Source organism: Burkholderia sp. BDU5, assembly GCF_001522845.1.
Taxonomy (GTDB): Bacteria; Pseudomonadota; Gammaproteobacteria; order Burkholderiales; family Burkholderiaceae; genus Burkholderia; species Burkholderia mayonis.
Window position 1 is genome coordinate 139,546 of record NZ_LOWC01000015.1, and the last position, 19,465, is coordinate 159,010.

Consider the following 19,465-nt stretch of genomic DNA (forward strand, 5'->3'; position numbering starts at 1 on the left):
GAGGGATCGTCGGCGAACGCACTGCGCAGCGCTATTGCACTTTGGCGCTCGTGAACGTCAACGCCGTTCCCGCGCCGGCGATTACGAGCCAGTTGGTCGGATCGGTGGTCACGACCGTGGCCGATCCCCCGGTCACGGCCGGCAGTTGATAAGCGTTCTTCGGCAGCAGCCACGTCATGTCCTGCAGGCTCGTCGGCTGCGACGCGCTGAACGACCAACCGCTGCCCGTATCGGTCGCTGTCCACGTGACGAGCAGGCGCCGCCTGTCGAACTGCGTCAACTGGTCCATCGTGTACCACTTGTACTGGCCCGATGCGATCAACGTGTTCGCATAGCTGAAGATGGTCGTGAGTATGTTCGGGTACCACGACGCGCCGAGCGGGTGCATGTAGATGAGGCGGGTCGTGCGATTGGCGACGACGAAGTTCATCAGCGATTCGTACCAGTTCGTGACGTCCGTCGTCGATACGCCGAACTCCTGGAACTCCTCGAACGTCGCGTACTTGCCGAACGGCATGACCGGGAACGCCCAGATGCCGGGATTCAGCAGCGCGCCGTTGCGGTACGCGCGGGTCTGCGCCATGCCGGTGTGGCCGGTGAAGTAGTAGCCCGAATAGCCGTTGCTCTCGAGCCAGGTCACGGCCCACGTCGGCGTGTTGCCTTCCGGCGCCGCCCATTCGACGTCGGGCTTGCCGGTGACCGACTGCACCGCCTGATGATTCAGCGTGAGGTACTGCTGGAACGTGCTCTGATCGGTCTCGCTCGCATTGGCGCCCCAGTAGTCGTGATCCCACCCGCCGTGACTGCCGATGTTGTGTCCTCGGCCGAGCAGATACTGCATCAGCTGCTTCGCCTGCGTGTTGTTGGTCAGATTGATGCCGAGGCCGTCGCCTATCGCCGCGTCGTCCGGGCCGGCCGTCACGACGATCGAGAACGGGCCGTTGTTCCAGATGCCGAGCGATTTCAGGTACAGCGCCGGCTGGATCATCTCTTCCGCGCAGAAGTGCCAGTTGAGCACCATTCCCGCCTGCGCCTTCGGCTCGAGCGACAGGTGCGGCATCGACAGCACGTTCGTCGTGAAGTAGTGCAGGAAGCCATGGAGCGGCATGCCGTCGGTTTGCCCTTCGAGGTAGCTGAGCGGCATGTTCACGAACAGCACGCCGCCGCTGCCGTACGGGTTGTAGCCGGCAACAAGGCCGAAGTTCGGCGAAGTCAGCAAGGTCGTGCCGCTGTACGTGCCCTGCGTGACGAAGCTCGGATACGTGAGAAAGCCGTACACGTAGCCCGAGATGCCTTCGAGCGCGTCCGTCGTCGCGGCGGTCGTCGTCGTGACGAGCGCGGACGTTCCGGTGGAAGTCGTCGACGTCGGCGCAGTCTTGCTGTTGGTCGACATCGGGGTATAGGCGCCGGACTTGACCTTCGAGCCTTTGAACACGCGACCGAGATTCAGGCTGATGTTGGTCGCAAGGCCGTTCTCGGTCTTGTAGTTGAAGTACGCGTTGTGGTTGTAGCCGGACAGGCCGCCCGGGTTGGTCGGGCTAGGCTGCAGATAGAGCACCTGGCTGGGCGACGCCGCGACCGATACGGACGCGGATGTCTTGACGGCAGTCGTAGTCGAGCCGGTGGTCGAGCTGGTAGTCGGCCAGGTCATCGACTTCCCGGGCGGGATCTGGAGCGTGCGCAAGGTGCTCCCCATGCCGGTCACGGGCCCGAGTCCGATCATGTTGCCGCCCAGCGAATCGTAGAGCACATAGCTGACGCCCGCCATCGCGCTGAATCTCGACTGCGGAATCGGATAGAAGCCGGTCGACGTGAGGACGCCGAAATCGTAGACCAGCATCACGTGCCCGCCGTTGAGCGCGTAGTTCTGAATCGCCGTCACGAGCGCATCGGCCGCGACGGTATGAACCTGATCGGGGAGGATGAGGCCTTGATACTGCTGAAGCGACGCGCCTGCCTGTTCGAACTGGCTGTCGTAGATGATCGAGATTTGCAGGCCTTCTTCCGATGCCGCGTCGAGCCAGGCGGATACGCGCGGATCGGGGAGCGTGAAGTTGTCCGGCAGCAGCAGCAGCAACTGGTTCGACACCGCGTTTGCTCGTCCGGGGACGATGGTCAGACATAGAGAAAACAGGATCAGGCATGTCCTGAGGAACCGAATCGACTTGACCAGCATGGTGCTCTCCCGTCGGGATGGACGACACGTGATATCCAACACTCCTGGCGTGCACCTCGTCCGGATACGCTCGGCGGCGACGCGTAGGGAACGACGTCGGCGGGCGAATTGAAGATGGATGGGCGACAGGCACGTTGCGAACCCGTGGCGTATTTTCGAGCGGGAAACAATCTGGCGCGGCATGGCTTCCATCAGGAAGTGCCGGATAACCAGTCATCCTCGAACGCGCATCGAGTCCGCCATTGGCAGCGCATTGAAAGAAGCTAGCAACGTGCCAAGTCGGCCGCTTGCCGGATGCATGGGGAAGCCGGGCGTACGCGGATGCCGCCGCGCTTTGGAATCGGCGAAAAATGTCGCAGCGTTGATACGTGACGCGCGGGGAGGGCGCGTTTCCATCGCCGCTAAGACATGACGGGCTTGGGCGCGACGAGGCGGCGACGTCGCTTCGCGAAATGAGACGACGCCGGCGTGCCGTCGGTACAGCGGATGGCGACGCCGCCGACATCGTGTGACGAATGCGCTCGCGCTAGGCGAGGTATTGAACGGCTACGCGCGAGCGACGCGAAACGCGGCGAACGGGGCAAAAATGATGCTGGTATGCAACATCGGCCTTCGTCATTTCACCTTGAACGCGTAGTCGCCCTGAGTCCGATGCCCGTCGGAGGCCACGGCCACCCAGTGCACGGTGTACTTGCCGGGCGCCAAGGGGGGTAACGGGACGCTGATCGTCTTCGCGTCGTTCGGTGCGACGGTTGCCTTGGCGGTGTTCACGGGCTTGCCCGCCGCATCGCTGACCGTGAGGGCGCTGAAGGCAGGCTCGAGCGGACCGTTGAAGACGATCGTCACGTTCGCGGGCGGCGATACCTCGGCGCCCGCCGACGGCGATTGCGTTTGCGGGAAGACATGCGCGAAAGCTGCCGAAGGGATCGCGCAGCAGGCGATCGTCGCCACTGCGGCGCAAGCGCCGCGAAGCCGGCCGAATAGGATCATGTTCATTCTCCCTTGCCGAAGAGGGGTTTGCCGAGCGAGTTGGGTAAGACGTCGTCCAGATAGAGATGCGCCTGAAGCAGGATGCCGACGCCTTTGCCGCTCGCATGATTGACGGGAATCTGCGCCTCGACGCCGAATTGCCCCCAGCGATTGAGCCACAGCAGGCCGGGGTTGACGGTCCCGGTGGTATGCCCCGAGCATGGGCCGCCGGTGCAAGTGTTCATCGGGAACTCGACAACCGGAATCAGATTGCTGAAAGGCGCCTTGAGCCCGACGTCCTGCACGTAGTTCTGCAGATAGGGCAGGCTGTATTGCAAGGTGACGCCCCAGTTCAGCGAATCCGGATCGGCGCTGCTGGTTGTCAGGCGCGGCCCGACGGTGCCCGTGATCGCCAATGGGCGCAGATATTTCAGGCCGTCGGGTAGATCGCCGAAACCCTTGCCGAAGTAAAGCGTCGGCGTGAGCGCGGAGTGCGGGTCGGCGATCGCCTTCGAACCGGTTCCGCCGAGTTCGGCCACCACGCCGGCCGACGCCATGAATTCGTGTGCGGCGTTCACGTAGAAGCGATACTTGGCGCCGACCGCGAAGTTGTCGAATCCTCGTGCCGAGCCGCCGTTCGCAGCGTTCACGTTCACGTAGGTTCCCGTCACCGACAACGCGAAACTCGGCGTGATCAGCTTGTCCCATTCGAGCGTCGTCGTGTTGGTGTTCTGGGTGTCGCCGTCGTCCGTCTGCGACTTGAGGTGCCCGAATTCGAGATTGAGCTCGTCGCCGACGCCGGGGTCGTCGACCGCCATCGTCGCCGGGAATACGCGATTGCCCGCGATGGCGTGGGCGGCGGCAAGAGAAGGCGCGAAAAGCGTGGCGGCGACGGCAGCCGGAATGACGAGCGTCGCGAGTGCCGGCATGCTGCTGCGAGGTGCGATGGTGCGCATGATTTCTCCTTTTTGAATGGTCGCATGTGTGCGGTCGCGCATCCGTCGACGGATGCGCGACTCCGCGGCGACGCAATGGCACGCGCGTCGCCGCAAGACTGCTTCAATCAGGATAGGACGGGTGGGGCGCGTGGCTGCGCAGCAATGAACGGGAAGACGCGACGAGGCGGCGAAATCGGTGCGGCGGCAGTCGCCTGAACTGTCCAACTCGTCGGCGCGAATTCGGCGGTCGTGCTCGGTACCACCGGCGTGTGCGCGAGCAGTCCGCAATACGCGCATGCCTGCCAATGAGCCGCTTTTTCGGACGACGGCGACGAGCCGGATGACGTCGCGTCGTTGTTGTCCTGCGCGGAGCAGAAAGCGCTCGACAGCTCGCCGAAATGATGGCTGTTCGAAAGCGTGTGCGAAACCGTCGGCGCGAGCGCCGCCATCAGGATTGCAAGCAATCCGAGAATGCTGCCGATCTTGCGATGGAGAAGGCTGCGCATGGCCTTGACGGAATGACGAACGGGCTCGTGAGCTGCGGCGGATTATGTCATGAGTCGCCGGTATTTCCGATCAGGGTGTCCCCGACGGAAGCTTGATCGGGATCATCGTGCGCCGTGTTGCGCTGACGTTTCCGCGGTCATGTCGCGGTTCGCCGCCGGGCGACGTCGGCGGCGGCCGATTCCGGGCGGTCGACGATTCGATTCAGGTGCGAAAACGATTTCAGCTTTCGTGGCGTTTGAGGGCGCACCGGATTGATCGCATTCGCCTGCCGGTACAGGCGCGGCCCAAGACTCGAGGCCGGCCCAGGATCGTCGCGGCGCGAAAGACCGCTTGGAGCGGCTTACGGCTTGCTTGCCGCGCGCGACGCATGTCCGTGACCGAATCGAGGAGGCTCGATGCGAGCACGGCGGGCGAGTGGATATCGAGACTTCGGCCGACAGGTTTTTCTACAGAGGGCGTGCCGTTCAGGATTCCCAACATTGATTCGTCATCTTCTCGGTGAATCGACATTGAAACGCGCCCGTCGGCGGCCGGGCTCTTTGGGGGCGTACGCCGTCGGCGCCGATGCGATGCCGATCGACTTGCCGGTCGACACGGCCTCCGGTGCTTCCTGCATGGAGGCGTGGGCCGGTTTCGCGCCTCCATGCCGCCGTGCATCTTGGCGCTCGGCGCGGCTTGCGGCGGCGGTGACGCCGGCGATTGCTACATCAGCACGATGTCGTACTGCTCCTGACTCAGATTCGACTCGACCTGCAACGACACCGGCTTGCCGATGAAGTCGATCAGCATCGCGAGATGCTGCGATTCCTCATCGAGAAAGAGATCGATCACCTGCTGCGACGCGATCACGCGGAATTCGCGCGGATTGAACTGCCGCGACTCGCGCAGGATTTCGCGCAGGACGTCGTAGCAGACGGTGCGCGACGTCTTCACCTGGCCCTTGCCTTGGCAGGTCGGGCACGGCTCGCACAGCACGTGCGCGAGCGATTCGCGTGTGCGCTTGCGCGTCATCTCGACGAGCCCCAACTGCGAGAAGCCGTTTACCGTCACGCGCGTGCGGTCGCGCGCGAGCGCCTTCTTCAGCTCGGCGAGCACCGCGTCGCGATGCTCGGCGTTCTCCATGTCGATGAAGTCGATGATGATGATCCCGCCGAGGTTGCGCAGCCGCAGCTGCCGCGCGATCGTGTGCGCGGCCTCGAGATTCGTCTTGAAGATCGTGTCGTCGAAGTTGCGCGCGCCGACGTAGCCGCCCGTGTTCACGTCGATCGTCGTCATCGCTTCCGTCTGGTCGATCATCAGGTAGCCGCCCGATTTCAGATCGACGCGCCGCGACAGCGCCCGCTGGATCTCGGTTTCGATGTTGTACAGGTCGAAGAGCGGCCGCTCGCCGGTGTAGTGGTGCAGCTTCGGGCTCACGGCCGGCGTGAACTCGCCCGCGAAGTCGACGAGCCGCTGGTACGTCTCGCGCGAATCGACCTGGATGCGCGTCGTGTCGTCGTTCGCGAAATCGCGCAGCACGCGCTGCGCGAGATCGAGATCCTGATACAGCAGGCTCGTCGCGGGCAGGCGCTGGCCTTGCGCCACGATCGTCGCCCAGGTCTTGCGCAGGTACGTAACGTCGGCGGCGAGCTCGTCGCCCGTCGCGTCCTCGGCGATCGTGCGCACGATGTAGCCGCCTTTCTCGTCGGCGGGAATCACGGCGGTCAGCCGCGCGCGCACGGCCTCGCGCTCGGTCTCGCTCTCGATCTTCTGCGAGATGCCGATGTGCGGCTCCTGCGGCAGGTAGACGAGCGTGCGGCCCGCGATGCTGATCTGCGTCGACAGCCGCGCGCCCTTCGTGCCGATCGGGTCCTTGATCACCTGAACCATCAGCGTCTGCCCCTCGAACACGATCTTCTCGATCGGCTGGTGCACGACGGCGGGCGCGTCGCCCGCGCGCGGCTGCCAGATGTCGGCGACGTGCAGGAACGCCGCGCGCTCGAGTCCGATGTCGATGAACGCCGACTGCATGCCGGGCAGCACGCGCACGACCTTGCCGAGATAGATGTTGCCGACGCGCCCGCGCGACAGCGTGCGCTCGACGTGAAGCTCCTGCACCGCGCCTTGTTGGACGAGCGCGACCCGCGTTTCCTGCGGCGTGATGTTGATCAGGATTTCTTCGTTCATGGTGTGATTCAGAAGGAGACGTGCGCCGCGCGAAGCAGCGCCGCGGTCTCAAAAAGGGGCAGACCCATGATACCCGAATGGGAACCGTCGATTCGTTCGACGAATTCCGCCGCGCGCCCCTGGATCGCATAGGCGCCCGCCTTGCCGAACGGTTCGCCGCTCTCGACATAGCGCGCGAGCGCGGCGGGCGCCGCCGCCGCGAAACGGACCTCGGAGCGCGATAGCGCGGGCGGCATCAGCTCGCCCGTCGCGTCGATCACGGCGAGCGCCGTCAGTACTTCGTGCGTGCGGCCGGCGAGGCGCGTGAGCATCGCGAGCGCGCCGGCGGCGTCGGCGGGCTTGCCGAGGATCGCGCCGTCGATCGTCACGGTCGTATCGGCGACGAGCACGGGCGCGGCCGGCTTGCCGTTCGCGACGAGCCGCGCGCGCGCCGCTTCGGCTTTCGCGACGCACACGCGCAGCACGTAATGGTCGGGCGCCTCGTCCGGCAACTCGGCTTCGAGCGCTTCGGCGTCCTCATGGGGCGCGGGCGTCAGCAGTTCGTAGCGCACGCCGAGCTGATCGAGCAGTTCCCGGCGGCGGGGGCTTTGCGAGGCGAGGTAAATGAACGGGTAGGACGGGGCAGCAGCGCTGTCGGGCATCGTCTTGTCTCGATGGGCGCGTGCGCGACGCGTCGGGCGACGGCCGCTACGCGCGATGATAGGGGTGATTCTGCGTGATGCTCCACGCGCGGTAAAGCTGCTCGGCGAGCAGCACGCGAACCATGCCGTGAGGCAGCGTGAGGCTCGACACGCGCAGCAGCAGTTCGGCGCGCGACTTGAGCGCCGGATCGAGCCCGTCGGCGCCGCCGATCACGAACGCGACGTCGCGGCCGTCCAGCTGCCACGCGGGCAGCGCCTGCGCGAGCTGCATCGTGGTCCAGTCGCGGCCGCGCTCGTCGAGCGCGACGACGCGCGCGTGCTTCGGCAACGCGGCCTCGATCCGCTGCTTCTCCGCGGCCATCACGCTCTCGGCCGTGCGCGAGCCCGAGCGCAGCTCGGGCTTCACCTCGCGCAGCTCGATTCGCAGCTCGGGCGGCATCCGCTTCGTATATTCGTCGAAGCCGGTCGCGATCCAGCCGGGCATCTTGTGGCCGACCGCGACGATGTGCAGTTTCATGGCGGCGAAAGCAATGAAGGCGGCGAGGCGGCGCGTCAGCGGCGGCGGGCGGCCGTCGTCTTGCGGGCCGGGCGCGCGACGGGGGCCTCGTCGTCCGCGTCGTCGTCTTCATCGGCGCCGTCGGCGGCGCGCGCGCCGCGCGCATTCGGCGACGCCGGGCCGCCCAGCTTCATCCGCACGGGCTTGTCGCCCCAGATTTCCTCGAGGTTGTAGTACTGGCGCAGCGCAGGCTGCAGGATGTGGACGACCGCGTCGCCGCAGTCGACGAGCACCCATTCGCCCGTGTCCTCGCCCTCGGAGCTGACGACGTCGCCGCCTGCTTCCTTGACCTTGTCGCGCACGTTGGACGCGAGCGCCTTGGTCTGCCGGTTCGACGTGCCGGACGCGACGATCACGCGGTCGAACAGCTCGGTCAGATGGCTCGTGTTGAACACTTTGATGTCTTGTGCCTTGATGTCTTCGAGAGCGTCGACGATCACGCGCTGGAGTTTGCGGATATCCATGGAATCAGGGATGGTAGAGACGGTGTTGGAGAATATAGGCCCAGACGGCGCCGGGCACGTGCTCGGCGGATGCGTCGGGCACCTGCGCGCGTCGCGCGATGCATGCGCGCAGGTGCGCGCGGATGTCGGTCGCGGCGACGTCGAGCGAGAGCGTCGTGTCGATCAGCAGGCGCCCGGCGGGCGTCGCCTGCAGCACGTCCGCGCTCGCCTGCCGGCTCGCGATCTCGGCCGCGACGGCGGGCGACGCCGCCGCGAAGTCGAAGCCCGGCCGCGTCGCCGCGCACACGTGCGCGAAGTCGAAGAGCCTGCGCCAGTCGCGCCACGTGTCGAGGCGCACGAGCTGGTCGGCGCCGATCAGCAGCGACAGCGACGCGTCGGGGCCGATCAGCTTGCGCCAGCGCTCGAGCGTCTCGACGGTGTAGGTCGGGCCGGCGTGCTCGATCTCGTCGGTCGCGACGCTGACGGCGACCCCCGGCAGCACGAGCGAGCCCGCCGCCGCGCGGGTCATCGCGAGCCGGTGCTCGGCCGACGAGACGTCCTGCTTCTGATACGGCTGGCCGGCCGGCATCAGCACGAGCTCGGTCAGGCGCAGCGCGTCGGCGAAGCGGCGCGCGAGCGCGAGATGGCCGTCGTGGATCGGATCGAACGTGCCGCCGAGCATGCCGATGCGGCGCGGCAGCGGGGGCGGGCTGGCGTTGTCGGGAGGCAGAACGGGTCCTTTCGCGGGATCGGCTCGGCGGGCGGCGGGGCGGCTCATGCCCAGTCGCGCGGCGCGAGGAAATCGCTGTAAAGGCGCGCCTCCGGCGTGCCCGGTTCCGGGCGCCAGTCGTAGCGCCAGCTCGCCGTCGGCGGCATCGACAGCAGGATCGACTCGGTGCGCCCGCCGCTTTGCAGGCCGAACAGCGTGCCGCGGTCGAACACGAGATTGAACTCGACATAGCGGCCGCGCCGGTACGCCTGGAACGCGCGCTCGCGCTCGCCGTACGGCGTGTCGCGGCGCCGCTCGACGATCGGCAGGTACGACGGCAGGAACGCGTCGCCGATGCTCTGCAGCATTTCAAACGAGCGTTCGAAGCCGAGCTCCGAGAAGTCGTCGAAGAAGATGCCGCCGACGCCGCGCGCCTCGTTGCGGTGCTTCAGGAAGAAATAGTCGTCGCACCACTTCTTGAAGCGCGGGTACAGATCGGCGCCGAACGGGTCGAGCGACGCGCGGCACGTGCGATGGAAATGCTGCGCGTCTTCGTCGAAGCCGTAAATCGGCGTCAGATCCATGCCGCCGCCGAACCAGAACACGGGCGCTTCGCCCGGCTTCGTCGCGATCAGCATCCGGACGTTCATGTGGACGGCCGGGCAGTACGGATTGCGCGGGTGCAGCACGAGCGACACGCCGAGCGCCTCGAAGCCGCGTCCGGCAAGCTGCGGACGCGCGGCGCTCGCGGACGGCGGCAGCGCGTCGCCCGCGACGTCGGAAAAGCCGACGCCCGCGCGCTCGAAGAAGCCGCCTTCCTCGAGGATGCGCGTGCAGCCGCCGCCGCGCAGCCGCTCGCCGGGGCCGCGCTGCCACGCGTCGGAGGCGAGCGGGGTGCCGTCGAAGGCGCCGAGCGCATCGGCGATGCGCGTCTGCAGCCCTTGCAGATACGCGCGTACTCGGTTGACGTCGTAAGTCGAATCGGTCATCGATGTGGGGCGGCGTCCGCCTGACGGACGCCGTCAAAAAATGCTTCTGCCGGGCATTCTAGCGAACCCCGGCAGAGGAGAGGGCGCGCCGGCCGCGAAGCCGGCGGGCGAGTGGCGGCGGCGCGGCGGGTCAGACCGTCTTGCGGCTGAGCGCGCGGTAGCCGATGTCGCGGCGGTACTGCATGCCCTCGAAGTTGATCTGGTTGACCGTTTCGTATGCGGCCTGCTGCGCGCCGCGCACCGAATCCGCGAGGCCGACGACGCACAGCACGCGCCCGCCCGACGTGACGAGCTTGTCGCCGTCGAACGTCGTGCCCGCGTGGAACGTCACAGAATGCGCAGTTTCCGCCGGAACCCCGTTGATCCGGTCGCCCTTCCTCGGTGAATCGGGGTAGCCGTGCGCGGCGAGCACGACGCCGAGCGCGGTGCGGCGGTCCCAGTCGAGCTCGACCGTGTCGAGCGTGCCCGCGATCGCCTGCTCGACGACCTTCGAGAAATCGCTCTTCAGGCGCGCCATGATCGGCTGCGTCTCCGGGTCGCCCATCCGGCAGTTGAATTCGAGCGTGCGCGGGTTGCCGTCCTTGTCGATCATCAGGCCCGCGTACAGGAAGCCAGTGAAGCGGATGCCGTCCTTCTCCATCCCGCGCACGGTCGGCATGATGATCTCGCGCATCACGCGCGCGTGCATCTGCGGCGTGACGATCGGCGCGGGCGAGTACGCGCCCATGCCGCCCGTGTTCGGGCCGCGGTCGCCGTCGAGGAGGCGCTTGTGATCCTGGCTCGACGCGAGCGCGAGCGCGTTCTTGCCGTCGACCATCACGATGAAGCTCGCTTCCTCGCCGTCGAGGAATGCCTCGATCACGACGCGCGCGCCGGCGTCGCCGAGCTTGTTGCCGGACAGCATCATGTCGACGGCCTCGTGAGCCTCTTCCAGCGTCGTCGCGACGACGACGCCCTTGCCGGCCGCGAGGCCGTCGGCCTTCACGACGATCGGCGCGCCCTTCGAATCGATGTACGCGTGCGCGGCGGCCGCGTCGGTGAAGGTTTCGTAGTCGGCGGTCGGAATGCCGTGGCGCTTCATGAACGCTTTCGCGAAATCCTTCGAGCTCTCGAGCTGCGCCGCTTCCTTCGTCGGGCCGAAGATTTTCAGGCCGCGCGCGCGGAAATGGTTGACGATGCCCACCGCGAGCGGCGCTTCCGGGCCGACGAGCGTGAACGCGACGCCTTCGGACTCGGCGAAATCGGCGAGATCGTCGAGCGAGCTCAGATCGACGTTCTTCAGGCGCTCGTCCTGCGCGGTGCCGCCGTTGCCGGGCGCAACGTAGACGAGCTGGACGCGCGGCGACTGGGCGAGCTTCCAGGCGAGCGCATGTTCGCGGCCGCCGGAGCCGACGACGAGTAGTTTCATGGGATTCCCCGCAGACTAGAAAATAGGACGGCCGGCGCGCACGAAGCGGGCCGGCCGCGAGATTCGGCTGCGGCCGCCTTTCGCCGGAAAGTGCGGCCGCGCAACGTTCATTCCTCGACGACGACGGCGTTCGTGTACACCTCCTGCACGTCGTCGAGATTTTCGAGCGCGTCCAGGAGCTTTTGCATCTTCGCCGCGTCTTCGCCGGTGAACTCGACCTCGTTCTGCGGCTTCATCGTGACTTCGGCGAGTTCGGCCTTGAAGCCTGCCGCTTCGAGCGCGTCCTTCACCTTCGAGAATTCCTGCCAGTCGCACAGCACTTCGATCGAGCCGTCGTCGTTCGTGTTCACGTCGTTCGCGCCCGCTTCGAGCGCCGCGTCCATCAGCGCGTCTTCCGACGTGCCCGGCGCGAACAGGAACTGGCCGACGTGATCGAACATGAACGCGACCGAGCCGTCGGTGCCCATGTTGCCGCCGAACTTCGAGAACGCGTGGCGCACTTCGGCGACGGTGCGGGTGCGGTTGTCGGTCAGCGTGTCGACGATGATCGCCGCGCCGCCGATGCCGTAGCCCTCGTAGCGGATCTCTTCGTAGTTCGCGCCGTCCGTGCCGCCGGCGCCGCGGTCGATCGCGCGCTTCACGTTGTCCTTCGGCATGTTCGCGTCGGCCGCCTTGTCGACCGCGAGACGCAGGCGCGGGTTCGAGTTCGGATCGCCGCCGCCGAGACGCGCGGCCACCTGGATTTCCTTGATGAGGCGTGTCCAGATCTTGCCGCGCTTCGCGTCGGCTGCCGCTTTCTTATGCTTGATGTTGGCCCATTTCGAGTGACCAGCCATACTTTTCTCCGTCCGCCCGCGCGCATGCCGCGCCGGCGTTTAGCAATGTGTCTGTCGTTGAGTCCGGCGGCCGCGTGAGCGGGCGAGCGCCGCTTGGGCCGCGCGTTGTCGAGTGGAATGAGATTTTATCACGCGACGGTGCGCCGTTTGACGGCCGGGCGATGGCCGAACCGCCGCCGAACCGCGCGCGAGCCGCGGCGCGCCGAGGGATGGCCGCGCGAGAGCGGGCGGCGGGGCAGGGCCCGCGCCCGCACGAATCGCCGTTTTTTCCCGTCAGTTTTTCGTGCCGAACAGGCGGTCGCCCGCGTCGCCCAGGCCCGGGACGATGTATGCGTGGTCGTCGAGGTGCGAGTCGAGCGACGCGACGTAGAGCTTCACGTCCGGATGCGCGTCCTGGAACACCTGCACGCCTTCCGGCGCTGCGACGAGCGCGAGGAACATGATCCGGTTGCCCGGCACGCCGCGGCGCTTGAGCACGTCGATCGCGTGGGCGGCCGAATAGCCCGTCGCGACCATCGGATCGCACAGGATGAAGATCCGGTCTTCGAGATCGGGCAGGCGCACCAGGTATTCGACCGGGCGGTGGTCGTCGGCGCGGTACACGCCGATGTGGCCGACGCGCGCCGACGGAATCAGCTCGAGCAGGCCGTCCGACATCCCGACGCCCGCGCGCAGCACGGGCACGATCGCGAGCTTCTTGCCGGCGATCACGGGCGCGTCGATCTCGACGAGCGGCGTTTCGACCCGCTTCGTCGTGATCGGCAGGTTGCGGGTGATCTCGTAGCCCATCAGCAGCGTGATCTCGCGCAAGAGCTCGCGGAACGTGCGCGTCGACGTGTCCTTGTCGCGCATGTGCGTGAGTTTGTGCTGGATCAGCGGATGGTCGAGGATGAAGAGGTTCGGAAAACGGCTGTCCTGTTTCATGGGGCGGCGGCTCAAGGGATTCGGGGACGGCGGGCGGGCCGGGTCGGCAGTCCGCGCGCGGAACAGCCGCAAGTTTACCGAAGATGAACGCTCGCGATCCGGATATTATCGGCGTTTCGACGCGCGCTTCGACGCGCGTTCGGTCGCAGGCGGCGGGAAACGCGCGGGCGTCGCGTCCGGCGGCCCCGCCGGCGAGGGATTTCGTCAGGCAGACATCGGCAAGGAACACGTTCAATGGATCTGGGAATCGCAGGACGGACCGCGCTCGTGTGCGCGGCCAGCAAGGGGCTCGGGCGCGGCTGCGCGCAAGCGCTCGCGGCCGAGGGCGCGAAGCTCGTGATCGTCGCGCGCACGCGGGAGACGCTCGATGCCGCCGCGGCCGACATCCGTGCGAAGACGGGCGCCGACGTGACGGCTGTCGCGTGCGACATCACGACGCCCGAAGGCCGCGCGGCCGCGCTCGCCGCGTGCCCGCAGCCCGACATCCTCGTGACGAACGCGGGCGGCCCGCCGCCCGGCGATTTTCGCGATTTCTCTCACGACGACTGGATTCGCGCGCTCGAGGCGAACATGCTGACGCCGATCGAGCTGATCCGCGCGACCGTCGACGGAATGATCGCGCGCCGCTTCGGCCGCATCGTCAACATCACGAGCTCGGCCGTGAAGGCGCCGATCGACGTGCTCGCGCTGTCGAACGGCGCGCGGTCGGGCCTCACGGGTTTCGTCGCGGGGCTCGCGCGCAAGGTCGCCGAGCACAACGTGACGATCAACAACCTGCTGCCGGGCCTCTTCGACACCGACCGGATCGCGACGACGCTCGCCGCCGCGGCGAAGGCGCAAGGCGCGACGGTCGACGAACTGCGCGCGCGGCGCACGAACGAGATTCCGGCGAAGCGCCTCGGCACGCCCGACGAGTTCGGCGCGGCGTGCGCGTTCCTGTGCAGCGTCCACGCGGGCTACATCACCGGGCAGAACTGGCTGCTCGACGGCGGCGCGTATCCCGGCACGTTTTGAACCTGTCGTCCCGGGCTCGCAGCCCGTAAAGTAGCGGTGCGGCGCGTGGGCGCCGGCCGCGGTCGCACGCGGCGCGCGGGCTCGACCCGCATCGATAGGTCAGCAGAAAAGGATTCACAGATGAGCACACCCCGCATTGCGCTGATCGCGCACGACGCGAAGAAGGATGAAATCGTCGCGCTCGCGAGCGCATACCGGCCGACGCTCGCGCAATGCCGGCTCGTCGCGACGGGCACGACGGGCGGACGGATCGCGCAGGCGCTCGGGCTCGAGGTCGAGCGCAAGCTGTCGGGGCCGCTCGGCGGCGACTTGCAGATCGGCGCGGAGCTTGCGGACGGACGCGTCGACGTCGTGATCTTCCTGCGCGATCCGATGACCGCGCAGCCGCACGATCCGGACATCACCGCGCTCGTGCGCGCGTGCGACGTGCACGACGTGCCGGTCGCGACCAACGTCGCGACGGCGCGGATGCTGCTCGACGACCTGACGCGCCGGCTCGCGGCGAAGGCGTGAGCGGCGCGGCGCGCCGCGAGCGGACGATCCGGCGCGGCCGGGATCGGGCTTGGGCGGGCGCGCCGGCGCCAGCGGGAGCGGCGGCCGCCGAGCGCACGCGGCGGACGGCATCGGCAGGGCTGCCCGCCGCTCGTTGCTTCACGGGGGGCATCGCGGCCATATCGCATCGCTGCATTCCCCTCCTCGGGCGCGCCGCCGTCTTTCGGCATCGTTGACATGGCTTTCCGGGCGCGCCGCCGCTGTCAGGCGGCGTCGCCGTCGCGGTTCGGCTGCGCCGCCGCTCGCTGAAAGCGTGACGGCGCGCTTATCGTGGCTGCCGCACCGCACCGCACCGCACCGCACCGCACCGCACCGCACCGCACCGCACCGCGCGGCGCTTGTGCCGTCCGCCGGCGCGGGCCGGCCGTTTTCCAATTCGATGACGCATCGATTCCGCGTCGAAGCCAAGTTCTGCAAGCGTTCTCACAACGCGCGACAATCTTGCGGCGCGACGCGAGCGTGCGCCGGCGGCGGCAACGTCGTCGGGCGTGCGTCTCGTTTCGCCCGCTCGTCGCGGACGGCGCGCTCGTCTACGCATTCCGCGCGCCCGCGCATCGACCGGGCGCGCCAGCCGATTCCGAACTCAACGCTCAACGCAACCAGGAGAGCCAGCATGCCGAAGGCAATTCGTTACGACCATCCGGGCGGCCCGGAAGTCATGAAGTGGGTCGACGTCGACGTCGGCGCGCCGCAGCCGGGCGAAGTCCGCATCAGGCAGCACGCGGTCGGCCTCAACTACATCGACGTCTATTTCCGCACCGGCCTCTACCCGCAGCCGCTGCCGGGCGGCCTCGGCATGGAGGCGGCGGGCGAGGTCACGGAAATCGGCGTCGGCGTGACGACGCTCGAGCCGGGCGACCGCGTCGCCTACGTCGCGCAGCCGCCGGGCGCCTACGCGCAGGAGCGCGTGCTGTCCGCCGCGAAGCTCGTCAAGCTGCCGGACGGCATCGGCTACGACGACGCGGCGTCGGCGATGCTGCAGGGTCTGACCGCGCAGTATCTGCTGCGCCGCACGTACCCGGTCAAGCCGGGCGACACGATCCTGATTCACGCGGCGGCGGGCGGCGTCGGCCTCCTCGTCTGCCAGTGGGCGAAGGCGCTCGGCGCGACGGTGATCGGCACGGTCGGCTCCGACGAGAAGGCCGCGCTCGCGAAGTCGCACGGCTGCGACCATCCGATCGTCTACACGCGCGAGAACTTCACCGAACGCGTGAAGGAAATCACGAACGGCGCGGGCGTGCCGGTCGTCTACGACTCGATCGGCAAGGATACATATGTTGGCTCGCTCGACTGCCTCGCGCCGCTCGGGCTTTTCGTCAGCTTCGGCAACGCGTCCGGGCCGCTGCCGCCGATCGACTCGAAGGAGTTCTCGTCGCGCGGCTCGCTGTTCTTCACGCGGCCGACGCTGTTCTCGTACATCGCGAAGCGCGAGGATCTCGATCGCAACGCGGCCGAGCTGTTCGACGTGCTCATGTCGGGACGCGTGAAGACGAGCATCCAGCAGCGCTATCCGCTCGAGAACGTTGCACAGGCGCACCGCGATCTCGAGGCGCGGCGCACGACGGGATCGACGATCCTGGTGCCTTGACCGCGCGGGCGCGCGTTCCCCGAGGCGGATGCGCCGAGGTCGGCGCGCGCCGACCCGCACATGTATGCGAGCCCGCGCGCTGATGCGCCTTTTCGCCTCGGAAACGGGGATGACGGTCGGGCGCCGGCGAGCACACTTGCGCGTCGTGAGTGCGGTCGACGAGCTCGCGCGCGGCCTGTCGATCACGCCGATCACGCAAACGACGCTTGAACCCGGCTGCGGGCACGAGCAACGTCACGATGCTGTTCACGCGGCTTCTGCACTCGGCTGCCGCGCACCTCCATGCAGCAGCGCCATGCACAGGACGGTCGCTGACCGGAGGGCGCGCCGCGCCGCCCGACGCCGGATGGCACGCAACGCGCCGGCTGCGCGCCCGTCGACGGTTTACGCGTTTTTTACGCCCTCCTTCGAACCTTTGACCTGCCCTTTACACGCGATCCTCTAACGTTTCACCGGTTCGATTTGGAACACGGAGAAACAAAAATGGATGCGGTTTACATAGGCGGTCTGGCGCTTTTCACGGGGTTGATGCTCGCGCTGATCGCCGGTTGCGAGAAACTCGCGCAATACGGTCGCGGGGGGCGTTCATGAGCTGGATGTTGTGGTTGGCGGGGGCGTCGACGTTCCTGCTGTTCGCGTATCTCGTCTATGCGCTGCTGCGCGCGGAGGACATCGAATGAACGCGAACAATCTGTTGCAGACGGCGCTTTTCATCGTCGTCCTGATCGCGGCGGCGGTGCCGGTCTCGCGCTATCTGACGCGCGTGATGGACGGCTCGTCAGCCGTCGTGCGCGTGTTCGGTCCGCTCGAGCGCGTGCTCTACCGGATCGCGGGCGTCGATCCGCACACCGAGATGAGCTGGAAGCAGTACGCGTTCGCGACGATCGCGTTCAACGCGCTCGGCGCGCTGTTCCTCTATGCGCTGTTGCGCGTGCAGGGGCTGCTGCCCGGCAATCCGCAAAGCTTCGGCCCGATGACGGTCGACAGCGCGTTCAACACCGCCGTGTCGTTCGTCACGAACACGAACTGGCAGGACTACACGCCCGAGCAGACCGTCAGCTATCTGACGCAGATGCTCGGCCTGACCGTGCAGAACTTCCTGTCGGCGGCGACGGGCATCGTCGTCGTGATCGCGTTGATCCGCGGCTTCGCCCGCCATACCGCGCAGACGATCGGCAACTTCTGGGTGGACGTGACGCGCGTGACGCTCTACGTGCTCGTGCCGATGGCCGCGATCATCGCCGCGCTCCTGATGAGTCAGGGCGTGATCCAGAACCTGAAGGCGTACCAGGACGTGCCGACGCTGCAGACGACCACCTACGCGGCGCCGAAGCTCGACGCGCAGGGCAATCCCGTCAAGGACGCGAAAGGCAACCCGGTGACGGTGCAAACGCCCGTGAAGTCGCAGACGCTCGCGATGGGGCCCGTCGCGTCGCAGGAAGCGATCAAGATGCTCGGCACGAACGGCGGCGGCTTCTTCAACGGCAACTCCTCGCATCCGTACGAGAACCCGACGCCGTTCTCGAACTTCCTGGAGATCTTCTCGATCCTGATCATTCCGGCCGCGCTTTGCCTCGTGTTCGGCAGCGTGATCGGCGATCGCCGGCAGGGCGTCGCGGTGCTCGCCGCGATGACGGTCGCGCTCGCGGTTGCGATCGGCGTCGAGACGAGCGCGGAGCAGGGCGGCACGCCCGTGCTCGCGGCGCTGAACGTCGACCAGGCGCCGAGCGCGCTGCAGGCGGGCGGCAACATGGAAGGCAAGGAAACGCGCTTCGGCATCGCGCAGACGGGCATTTTCGTCGTCGCGACGACGGCCGCGTCGTGTGGCGCGGTCGATGCGATGCACGATTCGCTGACACCCGTCGGCGGCCTCGTGCCGATGCTCCTGATGCAGCTCGGCGAGGTGATCTTCGGCGGGGTCGGCTCGGGGCTTTACGGGATGCTCGTGTTCGCGCTCCTCGCGGTGTTCGTCGCGGGCCTGATGATCGGCCGCACGCCCGAGTACGTCGGCAAGAAGATCGAGTCGTATGAGATGAAGATGGTGTCGATCGTCGTGCTGCTGACGCCGCTTCTCGTGCTCGTCGGCACGTCGATCGCCGTGCTCGCCGACGCGGGCAAGGCAGGCATCGCCAACCCGGGACCGCACGGCTTCTCGGAGATCCTGTACGCGTTCAGCTCGGCCGCGAACAACAACGGCAGCGCGTTCGGCGGTCTGTCTGTCAACACGCCGTTCTACAACTGGATGACGGCGATCGCGATGTGGTTCGGCCGCTTCGGCACGATCGTGCCGGTGCTCGCGATCGCGGGCTCGCTCGCCGCGAAGAAGCGCATCGCCGCGACGAGCGGCACGCTGCCGACGCACGGGCCGCTGTTCGTCGTGTTGCTGCTCGGCACGGTGCTGCTCGTCGGCGCGCTTACGTACGTGCCGGCGCTCGCGCTCGGCCCGGGCGTCGAACACCTGATGCTGTTCGTCGGCGCGCATTGAGCACGCATACGACACGAGAGGACTCGCGCAAAGCCAGACGACTGGCGATGCGCATCTGAGGATTGCAATGACTCAACATTCCGCTACGCGATCGATGTTCGACCCGGCGCTCGTGCGCCCGGCGATCGTCGATTCGTTCAAGAAACTCACGCCGCGCACGCAGTTCCGCAACCCGGTGATGTTCTGCGTGTACGTCGGCAGCATCCTGACGACGATCCTGTGGATCGCCGCGCTGATGGGGCAGGCCGAGGCGCCCGCGGGCTTCATTCTCGCGGTCACGCTGTGGCTGTGGTTCACCGTGCTGTTCGCGAACTTCGCCGAGGCGCTCGCCGAAGGCCGCTCGAAGGCGCAGGCCGCGTCGCTTCGCAGCGCGAAGAAGGACGTGATGGCGAAGAAGCTCAACGAGCCGCATCCGAAGTCGCCCGTGCGTATCACGACGGCGTCGGATCTGCGCCGCGGCGACGTCGTGCTCGTCGAGGCGGGCGATACGATTCCCGCCGACGGCGAGGTGATCGAAGGCGTCGCGTCGGTCGACGAATCGGCGATCACCGGCGAATCGGCGCC

At 67.3% G+C, this 19,465-nt stretch carries 19 protein-coding genes; 6 read left to right on the forward strand and 13 right to left on the reverse strand.

The genetic code is table 11. The features are described 5' to 3' along the window. Positions 1-31 precede the first annotated feature (31 nt). From WS69_RS03870 to upp, 13 genes are all read right to left on the reverse strand, one after another. A complete protein-coding gene (locus WS69_RS03870; RefSeq protein ID WP_059469488.1) occupies positions 32-2,176 on the reverse strand; it encodes a polysaccharide deacetylase family protein in 2,145 nt (714 codons plus the stop codon). Positions 2,177-2,791: 615 nt separating this feature from the next. Next, a complete protein-coding gene (locus tag WS69_RS03875) occupies positions 2,792-3,172 on the reverse strand; it encodes a copper resistance protein CopC (protein WP_059469489.1) in 381 nt (126 codons plus the stop codon). Further along, a complete protein-coding gene (locus tag WS69_RS03880; RefSeq protein ID WP_197419199.1) occupies positions 3,169-4,101 on the reverse strand; it encodes a hypothetical protein in 933 nt (310 codons plus the stop codon). The genes WS69_RS03875 and WS69_RS03880 overlap by 4 nt, the downstream gene beginning before the upstream one ends. A 107-nt stretch (positions 4,102-4,208) precedes the next feature. After that, positions 4,209-4,589 carry a DUF2946 domain-containing protein gene (locus WS69_RS03885; RefSeq protein WP_059469491.1) on the reverse strand — a complete coding sequence of 127 codons (381 nt, stop codon included), beginning with the start codon at positions 4,587-4,589 and terminating at the stop codon, positions 4,209-4,211. Between the two features lie 703 nt (positions 4,590-5,292). Then, positions 5,293-6,756 (reverse strand): ribonuclease G, encoded by a 1,464-nt coding sequence (gene rng, locus WS69_RS03890; RefSeq protein WP_059469492.1) that lies wholly within the window; start codon positions 6,754-6,756, stop codon positions 5,293-5,295. An 8-nt stretch (positions 6,757-6,764) separates the two neighbouring features. Next, positions 6,765-7,397, reverse strand: a complete 633-nt coding sequence (locus WS69_RS03895) for a Maf family protein (protein ID WP_059469493.1) — start codon at positions 7,395-7,397, stop codon at positions 6,765-6,767. Between the two features lie 46 nt (positions 7,398-7,443). Further along, the gene (gene rlmH, locus WS69_RS03900; protein ID WP_059469494.1) at positions 7,444-7,914 is read right to left on the reverse strand and encodes a 23S rRNA (pseudouridine(1915)-N(3))-methyltransferase RlmH; all 471 of its coding nucleotides are present in this window, start codon (positions 7,912-7,914) and stop codon (positions 7,444-7,446) included. Between the two features lie 35 nt (positions 7,915-7,949). Beyond that, positions 7,950-8,417 (reverse strand): ribosome silencing factor, encoded by a 468-nt coding sequence (gene rsfS / locus WS69_RS03905; RefSeq protein WP_059469495.1) that lies wholly within the window; start codon positions 8,415-8,417, stop codon positions 7,950-7,952. Between the two features lie 4 nt (positions 8,418-8,421). Beyond that, entirely contained in the window at positions 8,422-9,174 is a 753-nt protein-coding gene (locus WS69_RS03910) for a nicotinate-nucleotide adenylyltransferase (protein WP_059469496.1), read from the reverse strand. After that, complete coding sequence (hemF, locus tag WS69_RS03915) at positions 9,171-10,094, reverse strand: oxygen-dependent coproporphyrinogen oxidase (RefSeq protein ID WP_059469497.1); 924 nt, start codon at positions 10,092-10,094, stop codon at positions 9,171-9,173. The genes WS69_RS03910 and hemF overlap by 4 nt, the downstream gene beginning before the upstream one ends. Positions 10,095-10,224: 130 nt before the next feature. Continuing rightward, positions 10,225-11,502, reverse strand: a complete 1,278-nt coding sequence (gene purD, locus WS69_RS03920) for a phosphoribosylamine--glycine ligase (protein WP_059469498.1) — start codon at positions 11,500-11,502, stop codon at positions 10,225-10,227. A 107-nt stretch (positions 11,503-11,609) separates the two neighbouring features. After that, positions 11,610-12,338 carry a YebC/PmpR family DNA-binding transcriptional regulator gene (locus tag WS69_RS03925; protein WP_059469499.1) on the reverse strand — a complete coding sequence of 243 codons (729 nt, stop codon included), beginning with the start codon at positions 12,336-12,338 and terminating at the stop codon, positions 11,610-11,612. Between the two features lie 273 nt (positions 12,339-12,611). Further along, positions 12,612-13,262: a uracil phosphoribosyltransferase gene (gene upp, locus WS69_RS03930; protein WP_059469500.1), complete on the reverse strand. Its 651-nt coding sequence runs from the start codon at positions 13,260-13,262 to the stop codon at positions 12,612-12,614. 234 nt (positions 13,263-13,496) lie between these two features. Here upp and WS69_RS03935 point away from each other — a divergent pair, with 234 nt between their 5' ends. The 6 genes from WS69_RS03935 to WS69_RS03965 all read left to right on the forward strand — a co-directional run. Further along, positions 13,497-14,276 (forward strand): SDR family oxidoreductase, encoded by a 780-nt coding sequence (locus tag WS69_RS03935; RefSeq protein ID WP_059469501.1) that lies wholly within the window; start codon positions 13,497-13,499, stop codon positions 14,274-14,276. Between the two features lie 120 nt (positions 14,277-14,396). Further along, positions 14,397-14,789 (forward strand): methylglyoxal synthase, encoded by a 393-nt coding sequence (locus tag WS69_RS03940; RefSeq protein WP_059469502.1) that lies wholly within the window; start codon positions 14,397-14,399, stop codon positions 14,787-14,789. Positions 14,790-15,441: 652 nt separating this feature from the next. Then, positions 15,442-16,416: a quinone oxidoreductase family protein gene (locus tag WS69_RS03945; RefSeq protein ID WP_059469517.1), complete on the forward strand. Its 975-nt coding sequence runs from the start codon at positions 15,442-15,444 to the stop codon at positions 16,414-16,416. Between the two features lie 587 nt (positions 16,417-17,003). Then, positions 17,004-17,096: a K(+)-transporting ATPase subunit F gene (gene kdpF / locus WS69_RS03955; RefSeq protein ID WP_004550719.1), complete on the forward strand. Its 93-nt coding sequence runs from the start codon at positions 17,004-17,006 to the stop codon at positions 17,094-17,096. Beyond that, on the forward strand, positions 17,093-18,901 hold the full coding sequence (gene kdpA, locus WS69_RS03960) for a potassium-transporting ATPase subunit KdpA (protein WP_059469504.1): 1,809 nt from the start codon (positions 17,093-17,095) through the stop codon (positions 18,899-18,901). Before kdpF ends, kdpA begins: the two co-directional genes overlap by 4 nt. A 67-nt stretch (positions 18,902-18,968) precedes the next feature. Next, positions 18,969-19,465: P-type ATPase (locus WS69_RS03965; RefSeq protein WP_442854883.1), on the forward strand; the 497-nt coding region annotated here is incomplete at its 3' end.

Bases quoted from the DNA above. Each gene is read 5' to 3' on its own strand.
- WS69_RS03870 (WP_059469488.1), bottom strand. From the start codon at position 2,176: ATGCTGGTCAAGTCGATTCGGTTCCTCAGGACATGCCTGATCCTGTTT.
- WS69_RS03875 (WP_059469489.1), bottom strand. From the start codon at position 3,172: ATGAACATGATCCTATTCGGCCGGCTTCGCGGCGCTTGCGCCGCAGTG.
- WS69_RS03880 (WP_197419199.1), bottom strand. From the start codon at position 4,101: ATGCGCACCATCGCACCTCGCAGCAGCATGCCGGCACTCGCGACGCTC.
- WS69_RS03885 (WP_059469491.1), bottom strand. From the start codon at position 4,589: ATGCGCAGCCTTCTCCATCGCAAGATCGGCAGCATTCTCGGATTGCTT.
- rng (WP_059469492.1), bottom strand. From the start codon at position 6,756: ATGAACGAAGAAATCCTGATCAACATCACGCCGCAGGAAACGCGGGTC.
- WS69_RS03895 (WP_059469493.1), bottom strand. From the start codon at position 7,397: ATGCCCGACAGCGCTGCTGCCCCGTCCTACCCGTTCATTTACCTCGCC.
- rlmH (WP_059469494.1), bottom strand. From the start codon at position 7,914: ATGAAACTGCACATCGTCGCGGTCGGCCACAAGATGCCCGGCTGGATC.
- rsfS (WP_059469495.1), bottom strand. From the start codon at position 8,417: ATGGATATCCGCAAACTCCAGCGCGTGATCGTCGACGCTCTCGAAGAC.
- WS69_RS03910 (WP_059469496.1), bottom strand. From the start codon at position 9,174: ATGAGCCGCCCCGCCGCCCGCCGAGCCGATCCCGCGAAAGGACCCGTT.
- hemF (WP_059469497.1), bottom strand. From the start codon at position 10,094: ATGACCGATTCGACTTACGACGTCAACCGAGTACGCGCGTATCTGCAA.
- purD (WP_059469498.1), bottom strand. From the start codon at position 11,502: ATGAAACTACTCGTCGTCGGCTCCGGCGGCCGCGAACATGCGCTCGCC.
- WS69_RS03925 (WP_059469499.1), bottom strand. From the start codon at position 12,338: ATGGCTGGTCACTCGAAATGGGCCAACATCAAGCATAAGAAAGCGGCA.
- upp (WP_059469500.1), bottom strand. From the start codon at position 13,262: ATGAAACAGGACAGCCGTTTTCCGAACCTCTTCATCCTCGACCATCCG.
- WS69_RS03935 (WP_059469501.1), top strand. From the start codon at position 13,497: ATGGATCTGGGAATCGCAGGACGGACCGCGCTCGTGTGCGCGGCCAGC.
- WS69_RS03940 (WP_059469502.1), top strand. From the start codon at position 14,397: ATGAGCACACCCCGCATTGCGCTGATCGCGCACGACGCGAAGAAGGAT.
- WS69_RS03945 (WP_059469517.1), top strand. From the start codon at position 15,442: ATGCCGAAGGCAATTCGTTACGACCATCCGGGCGGCCCGGAAGTCATG.
- kdpF (WP_004550719.1), top strand. From the start codon at position 17,004: ATGAGCTGGATGTTGTGGTTGGCGGGGGCGTCGACGTTCCTGCTGTTC.
- kdpA (WP_059469504.1), top strand. From the start codon at position 17,093: ATGAACGCGAACAATCTGTTGCAGACGGCGCTTTTCATCGTCGTCCTG.